Source organism: Herbaspirillum sp. NPDC087042 (assembly GCF_044745245.1).
GTDB lineage: Bacteria > Pseudomonadota > Gammaproteobacteria > Burkholderiales > Burkholderiaceae_D > Herbaspirillum.
Genome location: NZ_JBIUZW010000014.1, coordinates 75713 through 89406, shown reverse-complemented (window position 1 = coordinate 89406; position 13694 = coordinate 75713). Strand labels below are relative to the sequence as shown.

13 protein-coding genes are annotated in these 13694 nt (G+C 64.8%); 6 read left to right on the top strand and 7 right to left on the bottom strand.

Annotated features, from left to right (window positions below; translation table 11 throughout):
- Nucleotides 1-131: 131 nt before the first annotated feature.
- A complete protein-coding gene (locus ACIPHN_RS18795; protein ID WP_400438507.1) occupies nt 132-974 on the top strand; it encodes an aldo/keto reductase in 843 nt (280 codons plus the stop codon).
- Between the two features lie 10 nt (nt 975-984).
- Here ACIPHN_RS18795 and ACIPHN_RS18790 read toward each other — a convergent pair whose 3' ends face one another.
- From ACIPHN_RS18790 to ACIPHN_RS18770, 5 genes are all read right to left on the bottom strand, one after another.
- Entirely contained in the window at nt 985-1647 is a 663-nt protein-coding gene (locus tag ACIPHN_RS18790; protein ID WP_400438504.1) for an aspartate/glutamate racemase family protein, read from the bottom strand.
- A 24-nt stretch (nt 1648-1671) separates the two neighbouring features.
- On the bottom strand, nt 1672-3120 hold the full coding sequence (locus tag ACIPHN_RS18785; RefSeq protein ID WP_400438501.1) for an MFS transporter: 1449 nt from the start codon (nt 3118-3120) through the stop codon (nt 1672-1674).
- 468 nt (nt 3121-3588) lie between these two features.
- On the bottom strand, nt 3589-4437 hold the full coding sequence (locus ACIPHN_RS18780; RefSeq protein WP_400438499.1) for a MurR/RpiR family transcriptional regulator: 849 nt from the start codon (nt 4435-4437) through the stop codon (nt 3589-3591).
- Between the two features lie 72 nt (nt 4438-4509).
- Entirely contained in the window at nt 4510-5766 is a 1257-nt protein-coding gene (locus tag ACIPHN_RS18775) for an Hsp70 family protein (RefSeq protein WP_400438496.1), read from the bottom strand.
- A 219-nt stretch (nt 5767-5985) separates the two neighbouring features.
- A complete protein-coding gene (locus ACIPHN_RS18770) occupies nt 5986-6732 on the bottom strand; it encodes an SDR family oxidoreductase (RefSeq protein WP_400438493.1) in 747 nt (248 codons plus the stop codon).
- A gap of 136 nt (nt 6733-6868) precedes the next feature.
- Here ACIPHN_RS18770 and ACIPHN_RS18765 point away from each other — a divergent pair, with 136 nt between their 5' ends.
- Entirely contained in the window at nt 6869-7759 is an 891-nt protein-coding gene (locus tag ACIPHN_RS18765) for a LysR family transcriptional regulator (RefSeq protein WP_400438490.1), read from the top strand.
- Nucleotides 7760-7782: 23 nt separating this feature from the next.
- Here ACIPHN_RS18765 and ACIPHN_RS18760 read toward each other — a convergent pair whose 3' ends face one another.
- On the bottom strand, nt 7783-8526 hold the full coding sequence (locus ACIPHN_RS18760) for a CDP-diacylglycerol diphosphatase (protein ID WP_400438489.1): 744 nt from the start codon (nt 8524-8526) through the stop codon (nt 7783-7785).
- 100 nt (nt 8527-8626) lie between these two features.
- Entirely contained in the window at nt 8627-8983 is a 357-nt protein-coding gene (locus ACIPHN_RS18755) for a helix-turn-helix domain-containing protein (protein WP_198983685.1), read from the bottom strand.
- A gap of 306 nt (nt 8984-9289) precedes the next feature.
- Between ACIPHN_RS18755 and ACIPHN_RS18750 the strand changes: the two genes are divergently transcribed.
- From ACIPHN_RS18750 to ACIPHN_RS18735, 4 genes are all read left to right on the top strand, one after another.
- The gene (locus ACIPHN_RS18750) at nt 9290-9859 is read left to right on the top strand and encodes a hypothetical protein (RefSeq protein ID WP_400438486.1); all 570 of its coding nucleotides are present in this window, start codon (nt 9290-9292) and stop codon (nt 9857-9859) included.
- Between the two features lie 172 nt (nt 9860-10031).
- The gene (locus ACIPHN_RS18745; RefSeq protein WP_400438483.1) at nt 10032-10439 is read left to right on the top strand and encodes an ExbD/TolR family protein; all 408 of its coding nucleotides are present in this window, start codon (nt 10032-10034) and stop codon (nt 10437-10439) included.
- 2 nt (nt 10440-10441) lie between these two features.
- Nucleotides 10442-11185, top strand: coding sequence for a TonB family protein (locus ACIPHN_RS18740; RefSeq protein WP_400438481.1), 744 nt, complete (start codon nt 10442-10444; stop codon nt 11183-11185).
- Nucleotides 11186-11262: 77 nt separating this feature from the next.
- Nucleotides 11263-13677 (top strand): TonB-dependent receptor, encoded by a 2415-nt coding sequence (locus ACIPHN_RS18735; RefSeq protein WP_400438478.1) that lies wholly within the window; start codon nt 11263-11265, stop codon nt 13675-13677.
- The last annotated feature ends 17 nt before the right edge of the window (nt 13678-13694 follow it).

Genomic DNA, 13694 nt, shown 5'->3' with positions numbered 1-13694 from the left:
ATGTACCGGCGAAGCGGGTCGCCGCATTGCCATCGGGCATCATCTGGTCACTATGTGCGCTGCGTGATGATGCGAAGGCAAAAATGCGTTCTAATGATCCCCCGCCCTGTCCACGCCGAGAAGACTCATCCATGAAGCCGATCCCGCTGATCACGCTGCGCAATGGCGACCGCGTGCCTGTCCTGGGACAGGGTACCTGGAACATGGGGGAATCCCCGGCGCAGGCCGCCGCCGAGGTGCGCGCGCTGCAAGCCGGGATGGCGCTGGGCATGACCCTGATCGATACGGCCGAGATGTATGGCGAGGGCGGGGCCGAGCGCATCGTCGGGCGCGCCATCGCCGGGCGCCGTGATGAGGTCTATCTGGTCAGCAAGGTCTTGCCGCACAACGCCAGCAAGCGCGGCACCATCGCTGCCTGCGAGGCCAGCCTCAAGCGCCTGGGGACCGAGCGCATCGACCTCTACCTGCTGCACTGGCGTGGCACGTATCCGCTCGCGGCCACCATCGAGGGCATGCAGGCGCTGCAGGCACAGGGCAAGATCGGTGGCTGGGGGGTGAGCAACCTCGATGGCGACGACATCGATGAATTGCTGGAAGAACCGCAGGGCGACAAGTACCTGTGCAACCAGGTGCTCTACAACCTGTCGCGGCGTGGCATCGAATTCGACCTGCTGCCGCAGTCGCTGGAGCGGGGAGTGGCCGTGATGGCCTACTCGCCCATCGAACAGGGCCGCATCCTCGGCAACGCCGCGCTGGCGGCGGTGGCGCAACGGCACGCAGCGACGCCGGCCCAGGTGGCGCTGGCCTGGGTGCTACGCCGGCCGGGGGTGATCGCCATTCCCAAGGCCGCCGACGAGGCGCATGTGCAGCTCAATCGCGGCTGCCTGGACATTGCACTCACCGATGCCGATCTCAAGGCACTGGACGCCGCCTTCCCGCCGCCCCGGCGCAAGCAGCCGCTGGCAATGCTGTAGGCGCGCGGCCTCAGGCGGCCTGCTGCCTCTGCAAGGCCTTCAATACATGGCGCACGGCGGCCGGGATGGGGGCAATCACCGGCACCGTGAAGCGCCGCGCCAGCGCAATGGCCGCCTGGCCCAAAGGCCCGCCGCCGATCACCACGGCCTCGGCGCCATCGATTTCCACGCACTCCCGCACCGCCTGGGCCAGCGCGTCTTCCAGGGCTTGTGGATCACCCGCCAGCACGCGCGGATCACCCGCGGTCAGGCGGATGCCGGTATAGAGATGGCCCACACCGGCCTGTACCGCCTTTTCGCCAATGACGCCGGCCAGCTCCGGCGTCACCGTCGCCACGCCGAAGCGGCGTCCGCCCTGCGCTGCCTCCAGCATCGACGCTTCGCACAGGCCGGCTATCGGTCGGGCATCGAGTGCACGCAGCCGCTCGATACCGGGGTCGCCAAAAGCACTGATGATCGCTCCCGCACTCTGCCGCCCTGCCTCGCGCCAGTTACGCTCGACCTCGGACGCGGCGGCGTCGAGCTCGGCGGCATTGACGATCATCCCCGGCCCCTGCCCCGCGCTCACACCGGTGATGCGATAGCCCGATGGCAGTTCGGCGCTGGCGATGGCCACCATCATGGCGGTGGTGGCCTCGGACGAATTGGGATTGATCAGCAGGATATGCGGCATGCCAGTCTCGGTAGAAAAAAGGGATCAACTGCGCGCCGCGACCACCTGCACCGGCGCGCTCGGGGCGTCGTCCTGCAGGGGCGCGTCGGGCGACTTGCCGTAGGTTTCAGGCACGGTGCGCACAGCCAGCGTGAAGATGCAATACATGGCGGCGATCATGCCGAACACACCCGCCAGGCCGAAGGCATCGAACAGGCGCCCCGCCACCAGCGGCATGAAGGCGCCGGCAGCAGTCCCGGTGGCCAGGATGAAGGCCGTGCCGAAGGCGCGCACCCGGGTCGGATAGAGTTCCGGCGCATAGATCCAGATGGTGGTGTTGAGCAGCAGCACGAAGAACTGGAACACCGCACCGGCAGCCAGGATCAGCACGATGCTCTTGGCCAGGAAACCGATGATCAGCGCCGCCAGGCAAGCCCCGATGGCACCCGCCGTCAGCACGGGCTTGCGCGGCAGGTGGAAGCCAAAGGCCGAGGCCGCCAAGGCGCCCAGGAGGCTGCCGCTCTGCATCACCATGGTAAACAACAGGCTCTTGGACATGCTGTAGCCCAGGCTCACCAGGATGGTGGGCATCAGGGTCAGCACCGAGATCTGCGCGCCATAGGTCATCCAGATGGCGATGCACAGCGGCAGCGTGCGGCGTGCCAGCGGCCCCCGGAAGATTTCCATGGAGCGCACCTTGACCGGCGCGGCCTGTTCGCGGCGGCCATCGTCGCTGATCCAGGCCTGGCCTTGCGGTGCCGGGCCAGAGAGCCTGCCGCTGGCCAGGCGCGCCAGCACCTGATTGGCTTCGGCGATCTTGTGACGCGACAGCAGGAAGCGCGGGGTCTCCGGGATGTAGCGGCGATAGAAGGCACCCAGCAGGGCCGGCAACATCAGGCAGAAGAACAGCCAGCGCCAGCTGCTCTCCCCCGGGAAGAGGGTAAAGACCAGGAGGCCGAAGGCCGGCGCCAGGAAATTGCCCATGCCGCCGGCGCCGACATTGACCAGGCCCACGGCCGTGCCACGGAACTTGCTGGAGCAGAACTCGGCCAGCATGGTCACGGCAATGGCGATCTCGCCGCCCAGGCCGAAACCGACGATGGCGCGACCGATGGCCATCACCGTCAGGTCCGGCGCCAGCGCGCAGATGCCCGCGCCCAGCGTGAACAGCAGCAGGTCCAGGCTGAGCATGACGCGACGGCCATAGCGGTCGGCTACCAGACCCGAGACGATGCGGCCGATGGCCGCGCTGGCGAAGGTGACCGTATTGAGCAAGCCGATGTCGGTGGCGGTGAGCCCCCATTGCTGCTTGAGCAGCGGGCCGACCAGGCCGATGGCGTTCTGTTCGAAGCTGTCGAACAGGCAGCCGATCAGGATCAGGAAGATGATGGTGTGGTGCGAGCGGGTGACGCCGATCTTCTCCAGCGCGCCATCCAGCTCGGCGACGCGCGGCGAATTCGGAATATCCGGTGACGACAGTGTGGGTCCAGCCATGGTCTGCTCCTCTTGCGTGGGGACGGCAAATGAATGCTGCTCGTTGGGCGGATGGTGCAAGGCTGTGGAACCCGGTGGGTGTTGTACGTCACCGTATTGATAGCGTAGTCCAGCATGCCCATGAATGGAATAGAGATTTCAAATTATATTAATCATTGAAATCGTAATTTCACTCTGCAGAGGCATTAGCAATCGTCATGCCAGCACAGGATGCAGTCGGACATCAACATGGCATGGCAAGATCCGTCGGCCGCAAACCGGCCATGGACAAGGGAGAAGCCGCATCGCCACCGTCTTGTAGCGGCCAGCCGGCACTTGTCTATCAATCCACTGCGCGACCGCTGGACGCGCCTTGACAGGGAGGCTTCAGGGATAGACGCACCGGCAAGGAGCGCCGCGCGCATGAAAACAGGGCGCCAGGAAGATTGCCATCACGAAATCAGGATTTCCTGCTTGCATGCCGGCAAGTCAATCGAAATCGCCCAGCTCTTCGTGCTCCTGCTCCACCGCCGCCAGGCGTTTGCGTCCCGCCGCACCACTGGCGTCGATCACCAGCGTGGACAGCAGGTCGCACAGGGCCATGACGGCAACGTGGTTGTCCAGCGGTCCCGGGCCACGGCACTGCGCCTGCAGTGACCAGGTGGCATCGGCATAGTCCGGCGAGGCCTGGTCGCTGATGTAGAGGACGCGGGCGCCGGCCCGCGTGGCTGCCTGCAGCAGGCGCTCCATCTGGCCGGTCTGGCGCCGCGTGCCGAAGACGATGACGCAATCGCGCTCGCCCAGGCCGGCCGTGTATTCGGCCAGGGTCTCGCCGGCGCCGGGCAAGGTCGTCACGCGCGGCAGGACCTGGATGATCTGCCAGCGCAGGTAGAGCGCAAAGGCCTGGCTGCTGCGGCTGCCGAAGATCAGCACATGGGGCGCGCCGGCAATGGCGCGGGCGATCTCGGCCATGACGGCATCGGACAGGCGCTCGAAGGTCGCTGCCAGGTTCTGCTGGGATTGCTGGAAGTGCGTCGTCACCGAGCGCAGCTGGCGTGCCGTCCCGGTGCTGCTGCTGTGGAACAGCGGCGAGCCCGCCTCCTGTTCCTCGCGCACATGGCGACGTGCCTCATCGTAATTCTCATAGCCGATGCGGCGGATGAAGCGACTCACGGTAGAAGGGGATACCCCGGCCAGCTGGGCCAGTTCGTTGCCCGCGTAGCTGGCCAGCTCGCCCGGAAACTCCAGCAGGAAGTCGGCCAGCTGGCGCTCGGTGCTCGACAACTCGTCCAGCTTGCTGCGCACGCGGCGCACAAAGGATTCGGAAGAAGGTCTCATGGTGGTGCGGGCCGGGCCCGCGCTGTCGTTCGGTTCGGTCAGGATCGCCGCATTGTATAGCAGCGGCCCGCCTCAGCCGAACTTGCGCGCGGCATCGATGGCCAGGCCACTGCCGATGCTGCCGAACAGGTCGCCTTCCACATGGCGCGCGTTGGGGGCCAGTGCCGCGATGCGTTCGCGCAGCAGGCGCACGCCGCTGGAGCCGCCGGTAAAGAAGACGCTGTCGACATCGTCGGCCTTGAGACCGGCCTGCTGCAGCAGCGACAGCACGGTCTGCTCCACCGATTGCACCAGGTGATCGACGGCGGCATCGAAGTCGGTGCGCTGCAATTGCAATTGCTCGGGCTTGCGCAGGCGTTCCAGGTCCAGCAGGGTGCTCTCGGCGCTGGACAGTGCGATCTTGCCGCTCTCCACCTGCAGCGCCAGCCAGTGGCCGCAGCGTTGCTCCACCACGTCCAGCAGGCGCGCAAAGCGCTCGCGGTCGGCCACTTCGCGGCCCACATCCTGCAATTGCTGCCAGACCTTGCGGGTATAGAGCTGGTTGATGGTGTGCCAGGTGGCCAGGTTGTAGTAGTAGCTGGAGGGGATCTCGGCATTGCCCTGCAGGCGGCCGCCCAGGCCCAGCAGCGGCATCACGCAGGCCAGGCTGAAATACTTGTCGAAGTCGGTGCCGCCGATGTGCACGCCGCCATTGGCGAGGATGTCGTCGCGGCGCTCCTGGCGTGCGGCACGCTGGGGCGAGAGGCGCACCAGCGAGAAGTCGGAGGTACCACCGCCGATGTCGACGATCAGTACCAGTTCTTCCTTGCTGATGCGCGACTCGTAGTCGAAGGCGGCGGCAATCGGCTCGAACTGGAAGGCGATTTCCTTGAAGCCGACGTCGCGGGCGATCTCTTCCAGGGTGTCCTGGGCCAGCTGGTCGGCGGCGGCGTCGTCATCCACGAAATGCACGGGACGCCCCAGCACCACCTTGGAGAACGAGGTGCCGGCGGCACGCTCGGCGCGTTTCTTGAGTTCACCGATGAATTGCGAGAGCAGACCGCGATAGGGCAATGCCCGGCCGCCCACCTCGGTCTGGCCATCGATGGCGCCGGAGCCCAGCAGGCTCTTGAGCGAGCGCATCAGGCGGCCCTCGTAGCCCGCCAGGTATTCGCCCAGGCCGGCACGGCCATAGCTGAATTCGTTCTCGTCGGCGTTGAAGAACACCACCGATGGCAGCGTCGCACGGCCTTCTTCCAGCGGCAGCAGCAGGGAATCCCCGGCATCGGGGCGCAGCCAGCCGACGGTGGAGTTGGAAGTGCCGAAATCCACACCGCACGCATTCGCCATCGATTACTCCTTCTTTTTGGGCCGGCAATCATATAGAAAAGCACCGTGCTTGTCTGCACGGCGCACTGGCAGCGTTTGAAGCAAGCAACATGCCTTGCGGGAATCATTGCCTAACAGACAACGCAGACAATTCAGACAATGCAGACGATGCCAGAACGACAAAAAACGCCGGGCGGCATCGCTGCCGTCCCGGCGCCTCTGCGGCAGCCTGTGGAAAACTTAGAATTCCTGGGCCACCGGGCGCAGTACCACCTCGCTGATATCCACGTTGGCCGGCTGCTCGATGGCATAGGCGATGGCGCGTGCCACCGAGTCCGAGGAGATCTGGTTGGCCTCGTACCAGGCCAGCACGGCGGCGGAGGTCTCGGCGTCGCTGCTGTGGGTCTTCAGTTCGGAGTCGACTGCACCCGGCGAGATGATGGTGGTCCGCACGCCCTGCGGTGCCTCGGTACGCAAGCCTTCGGTCAGGGCGCGCACGGCGAACTTGGTGGCGCTGTAGACCGTGCCCATGCCGGCGAAGACCTTGATCCCGGCCACCGAGGCCAGGTTGATCACATGTCCCGAACCCTGCGCGGCAAAGCGCGGCAGCACGGCGGCCACGCCATAGAGCAGGCCCTTGATGTTGACGTCGATCATGCGGTCCCATTCATCGACCTTGGTCTTGATCATCGGTGCCAGAGGCATGATGCCGGCATTGTTGACCAGCACGTCGATACGGCCGAAGTGCTGCTCGCCCTTGGCCACCAGGGCTTCCACATCCTCGCGGCGCGCCACGTCGGTGGTCACGGCGATGGCCTGGCCGCCGGCGGCGGTGATCTCGGCCACCAGTTGCTGCAGGCGTTCGGTGCGGCGTGCACCCAGCACCAGGCGGGCGCCCCGGTCGGCGAGATGGCGTGCGGTGGCTTCGCCCAGGCCGCTGCTGGCGCCGGTGATGACGACGACCTTGTCCTTGATGTTGTTGCTCATGATGTAGTCCTTTCCAGTGGATGAATGCAGCGCGCCATCGGCAGTGCCGCGGGTTGATGGAAAGGATTATGGGGAGCGCAACTATGCCAAACAATGGAAATGTTAGACTTTCACAATTCCATTTTCTGGAACCATCATGCTGAACCGACTGGAAATGTTGCGCATCTTCTGTACCGCCGCCGAGACCGGCAGCTTCAAGGATGCGGCCATCCGCCTGGGCATTTCACCGCAGGCCGTCACCCGCGCCATCCAGGAACTGGAGCGTCTGCAGGGCGAGATGCTGTTCCACCGCAATACCCGCCAGGTGCGCATCACCAGCTTCGGCGAGGCCCTCGCCGAGCGCGCCCGCGCCAGCCTGCGCGAACTCGACGGGCTCTTCGACGACCACTCGCCCGACCCCGCCGATGAGATGAGCGGGCTGGTGCGGCTGGCCGCGCCCTCGGCATTGGGACGCAATCGCCTGTTGCCCATCGTGGAAAGGCTGGCCAACGAGCATCCCGGCCTACGCTTCGACCTGCGTTTTACCGACCAGCGTGCCGATGTGGTGGGCGAAAAGATCGATATCGGCATCCGCGTCGGGGCGCTGCGCGACAATCGCTTCGTGGTGCGGCGGCTGGGCAAGACCCGCTTCCACGTCGTGGCCACGCCGCGCTTCCTGCGCCAGCATGGACGGCCATCGACCATCCAGGAACTGCAGGCCCTGCCCTGCACCGGCATGCTCGATCGCGGTACCGGCCGGCTGTGGCCGTGGATGTTTTCAGGGGAGCGCCAGATGAGTGCCGAGCAGGCCCGCTTCCAGTGCGACGACTCGGACGCCGAATACCGGCTGGTGCGCGATGGCGTGGCCATCGGCCAGATCGCCGGTTTCCTGTGCGACGACGACATCGCCGCCGCACGCCTGGTCCCGGTCATGAGCGACCACGAGCCCGAACCCTGGGACATGTATCTCTATCGTCCCCAGCGCGGCCCGGTGCCGCCACGGCTGCGCCTGGTGTTCGACCGGCTGGTGCAGGAACTGTCGGACTGACGCCACGGCGACAGGGCGTGCGCCTACCAGCGGCAGTCGTGATCCATCAGCACTTCGGCGCTGCCCTGCTCCTGCTGGTCGAAGTTCACCGGCATGTTGATGAGGAAGAAGCCGGCGCTGCCATCGGCGAAGCGCGCCCCGGTCAGCAGCAGCGATTGCGAAGCCATGTTGGCCGCCGCATAGTCGCTGCGGCCGGCCGCCAGCTTGAAGGGATCCTCGTGCGCCAGCGCATCGGCGGGCAGGCGCATGACCCAGTAGCGATGGCCTTCGAAATACCAGGCACGCCATTGTCGCCAGGGATCATCGCGATGGTCGCCCAGGCTGGCCGCCACATCGCGGCGCATGCAGTCGATGTGCAGGTGCAGGTGCAATTGCGAGCGGCCGGCGGCGGAATTGACCTCCACGCCCAGTTGTTCATCGCTGCGCGCACGCCCCAGTGTCTGCGCCACGCGCGTGCGCTGCTGCCAGGCATAGGCCCAGTAGTTGGGCGCATCCGGCGCCAGCAGTTCGGGACTCTCGATACCGCTCAGGCGGCGGGTGGGCATGAGCAGATACTGCGCCGGGCCGATGATGTCCTTGAGGATCACGAAGCCATGTTCCAGGTCGACCAGCGCGCAGGGCCTCGGCTGGCCCTGGGCCTGCATGCCAGGCACGCATTGCTGGCTGACGATTTCCCACAGCTTGTGCGGATCGGCGGCGCGCGCCGGCAGCACCAGGGCGGAGAGGGCCAGCAGGCCGGCAAGCAGGAACAGGTGGACGATGCGCATGGAAAAATCCGGTGGCAGCCCGCCGGTGCGGCAGGCCAGGCCGCAGCTTAGCGGCCTTGTGTGTCCGGGTGATGACAGCCCCGGTCGTGACGGACCAGGATTACTTGTCGCGCGTGGCCTGCAACAGGCACTTGGAGAGCTTGTCGAAGTGCAGCCACGCGGCCTGGCTCAGCTCGACCTGCTTGCGGCGCGGGTCTTCGGTATCGGCCAGCACGATCCAGCCCTTCTCGCGCATGGATTTCAGGCGGGCATGCAGCATCGCCGGCGAACCGAACTCGCTTTGCGCCATCAGGTCACGCACCGACAGGCGCTGCTGCTCCTGGCCGGCGCGGGCGATGAAGGCCAGGATCCGGTCTTCCAGCGGGTCCAGCTTGGGCAGCGATGGCAAACCCCGCAATGCTTCGGCGAGTTGCAGAAAACGCAGATAGATATCTGCCGGCCTCTTGTTTTTACCCATGGCGATGGCGTTGGTTGTCGTTATCTTTATCGTTTCGCTCCGCGCATCAGCGCTTCAGCGATGGGACAACCTGGAGTCAAATTCACTGTTCCAGATTTGATAGCGAATCATACGCCCAGCCTGCCCGAAAGCGCAATATCCCGGCGCACGGGAGGCCTGCGCGACACACTGCGACGAGGCCGGCGCACCACACTTGCAAAATGGCAAGCTGCACAGCCGGGAGGAAATGGGTAACATACGCGCCGTTCCGAATGCTCCGCCATCGTCGCCATCGCAGCTACCGTCGTCAACGCCGCCAACGCCGTCATGCCAGCCCAGCCCGACTCCCGCACCACTCTGCGCACCCATCTTGCCGCCGCGGCCGGAACGGCACTTTGCTATTTCATTTTCTACACGCTCAACGAGTGGTTGTTCCGCCAGACCGAATTCTCCGAGGGCATTGCCTGGGTCTACCTCCCGGCCGGGGTCAGGCTGATCTGCACGCTGCTCTTCGCCGAAGCCGGTTGCCTCGGTCTGCTGGTGGGCTCGCTGCTCACCGCCGCCACCTATCGCCTGTTCCCGCATGATATGGTCACGGCGGCCGGCTATTGCATCATCTCGGCCATCGCCCCCTACCTGGCCTATCGCCTCACCCTCTCGGGCATGGAACTGGGACGCAACCTGGGCAAGCTCACCGCCACCCGCCTGATGGCCTGCATCCTCCTCTACGCGCTCTCCAATCCGCTGCTCCAGCTGACCTGGTTCGTCATGCGCGGTGTCTACCCCCACTTCTGGAGCGGCCTCATCGTCATGTCCATCGGCGACCTGTGCGGCTCGCTGCTGGTGGTCTACCTCTGCAAGATGCTGCTGTCGCTGCTGCCCCTGCCACGTCGTTAACAGCGTGACAAGCACGCCTGTCGCAAGGACAGGTGCCTCCCCTCGCAATCCGAACTTCTTAACAAAATCCCGCAAGGTGTAATACGCACGACACAATTCCTCGTTACGCTGCGCATCGCTATAAAAACTATAGCGCTATGAATCGTATAACGAAGCTTAGAGGAGTTGCAGCATGCGCAGCTGGGATGAACCCAAGAAACGTAAGGCCCGCGTCGAGATCATTCCCATGATCGACGTGATGATGTTCCTGCTGGTCTTTTTCGTACTGATCAGCCTGAACGTGATTCCGGCATTGGGCCTGAAGACCCAGCTGCCCAGCTCGTCCACTGCCCAGGATCTCAAGCCGCAGAGCAAGGCCGTCATCACCATTGCCAAGGATGACGTGATCCAGGTCGATGGCGAGAACACGCCCCTGGACGCGCTCACCACGCACCTGGACAAGCTGCGCAAGGAGGGCGAAAAACTCAACCTCATCATCAACAGCGACCGCGGCGTGGAAGTGCAACGCCTGGTCGACGTGATGGACACGCTCAAGAAGGGCGGCTTCGATTCCATCTCGATCGCCACCCGTAAGCCGTGATCATGGGAACACCTTTCCTTTTCCGCTTCCGTGAGCCGCTGGCGACCCTGCCCTCGCTGCTGGTGCTGCTGACCCTGGTCATCGCCGGGGTGCAAAAGGCCACCGAGCTGCAGCGCCGCCAGGAGCCGCAGCCGGTACAGATCGCCCTCATGGAGTTGCCACCACCGCCGGTGCCCCAGCCCAAAGTGGAGACCCCACCGCCGCCCAAGCCGGTACCACTGCCCAGGCAGCAGGAAACACCCAAACCGGTCAGCAGACCCACCCCGGCCAAACCGGTGAGTGCGCCCGTCGAGCCAGCCACGCCATCCACCGAGGCCCCGATGCTGTCTGCAGCCAAGCCGCAGCCCAGTGCACCGGCCACGCCATCGGCCGCACCGGTGGCAACACCCGCGATGCCGGCAGCACCGGCACCACTGACACCACCGGCGCCGCCGCCCAGCACCGCCAATATCGAATCGCAGTACGTGGCCCAGTTGCGCGCCCATCTCAACAGCATCAAGCGCTATCCCACCGGTCGCGAAGCCAGCCAGTTGCGCCCGCAAGGCCGGGTGCGTGTGTGGTTCGTGCTGCGTCGTGACGGCAGTGTGGTCGAGCAGGGCATCGACAGTTCGTCGAACTCCATGCTGCTCGATGACGCCGCCCGCAAGACCATCAACCGCGCCAGCTTCACCGGCTTCCCGGACGGCGCATTCGGCGGTGCCGCCACGCACCGCTTCACCGCGGACCTGGAATTCGTTCCGGGCTGATGCCGGGCCGACCGCGCCGCCCATACCAGGCATCACTACGTTCCATCACGCAGTCCAATAAACTCAGGGGAATTCACATGCAATGCAAACTCACCCGGTTATCCTTGCTGATATCCGGGCTATTCGTGGCCGGTGCACCGGCCTTCGCACAGACCACCGACGTCGGCACCGTGACCGTACAGGGCAGCAGCGGCACCGCTGCCGCCACCGGCCTGATCCAGGCCGAGGAATCGCCCAAGGCACGCAGCTCGGTCAATCGCGACTACATGGACAAGCAGTCGCCCACCGGCAATCCGTACCAGATGATCAACCTGCTGCCGGGCGTCAATACCTACGACAACGACGGCAGCGGCCTCTTTGGCGGCAACATCCGCGTGCGCGGCTTCAACAGCGACCAGCTCGGCTTCACCATCAACGGTGCACCGGTCAACGACTCGGGTAGCTACGCGGTCTATCCGCAGGAATACACCGACGCCGAGAACCTGTGCAACATCTTCGTCACGCAAGGCTCGACCGATACCGAAGCCCCGCACGTGGGCGCCACCGGCGGCAACATCGGCATGACCACCTGTGCACCGGAAGACGAGCAGCGCATCCGCGTCACCAACGCCTTCGGCTCCAACAGCCTGTGGAAGCGCTTCGTGCGCTTCGACTCCGGCAAGCTCCTGGACGGCCGTCTCAAGTTCTTCATCTCGTATTCCAAGACCACCGCCGACAAGTTCAAGGGTGCGGGCGGTGCCATCAAGGACCACGTCGACGTCGGCGCCAACCTCGATCTCGGCCAGGGCAGCTTCATCAACGGCAGCCTGCTGTACAACAAGGCCATCAACAACAACTACCGCTCGCTGACCAAGGCGCAGATCGCCCAGTACGGCACCGGCTATGACTTCGGCACCAAGGCGCCGGTGCACCAGCCGGCAGTCGCCGGCACGGCGCAGAACGACACCACCTATGGCCCCAACGCCAGCATCGCCAACGACAACTACTACGCCTACAGCCTGAACCCGTTCAAGAACTGGCTGGCCACGGTCAATGGCCACTTCCAGCTGAGCCCGACCTCCAGCATCGATGTCGATCCCTACTTCTGGTATGGCTTCGGCACCGGCGGCAACCAGCTGCAGACCGTCAAGGAAGGTGGCGTCGCCGGCGCCAGCCAGGTCGGTGGCGGCGTACGTGACATCAATGGCGATGGCGACCGTCTCGACACCGTCTACGCCTACGAAGGCAGCCGCACCAAGACCTTCCGCCCGGGCGTGACCTTCAAGTTCAACCAGCAGCTGGAGAACCACAAGCTCATGGCCGGTTACTGGTACGAGCGCGCGCGCCACCAGCAGACCGGCCAGTTCAGCCCGATCGACAGCAACGGCAACATCGCCGACCTGTGGCAGGAAAACTCCGACGTCTGGCTGCGCAACGCCGATGGCTCGGTGCTGCAATACCGCGACACCATGACCATCAGCACGGCCCAGTCGATCTTCCTGCAGGACAGCATCAACCTGATGAACGACAAGCTCAACGTGCAGGTGGGCGGACGCTACTCCTCCATCGACCGCGACTTCACCAACTATCCGAGCACCGGCTCCACCAGCGGCACGGCCAGCAACGCCAGCGCCGGCTACTACAAGGTCAAGAAGTCCTATGCCGACTTCCTGCCCAGCCTGGGCCTGCGCTTCCAGCTCGACGAGAAGCAGTCGGTGTTCTTCAACGCCGCCAAGAACTTCAAGGCGCCGGGCAACTTCTCCTACTTCGGCCTGCTCTCGGGCGGCACCATGGTCAACGGCCAGCTGGTCGGCGCCACCCAGCGCGCCGTACCGGTGGACAAGGAAACCTCCTGGAACTACGACCTGGGCTATCGCTACAACACCGACAAGTGGATGTTCTCCAGCTCGGTGTTCTACATCGACTATCACAACCGCATCGCCAGCGCCTTCAACGCCGACACCAACAGCAAGACCGACTACAACGTCGGCGACTCGACCTCCAAGGGCTTCGAGCTGGAGTCTGGCTATGCGCTGACCCGCAACCTGTCGATGTACGGTTCGCTGTCCTACATCAAGAGCAAGATGAAGGATGACATGCGCAACAGCGCCACCCAGGTGCTGCCGACCTCGGGCAAGGAATTCCCGGATACCCCGAACTGGCTGTCGGCCCTGTCGCTGCAATACCAGCGGGATGGCTGGTATGTGTTCGGCCAGGCCAAGTACACCGGCAACCGCTACACCACGCTGGTCAACGACGACAGCATTGGCGGCTACACCGTGTTCAACGCCGGTGCCGGCATCACCCTGCCGTCGACCTCGTGGATGAAGAAACCGACCATCCGCCTCAATGCCTACAACCTGTTCGACAAGCAATACCTGAACCTGAGCAGCGGTAGCGGCAGCCAGTTCACCACCAATGCCAACACCGTCAATGGCATCAGTGGCAGCGCACCGTCGTTCTATGTGGGTGCCCCGCGCACCTTCACCGTCACCCTGACCGCGGACTTCTGATCGCGGCAAACCCCGGG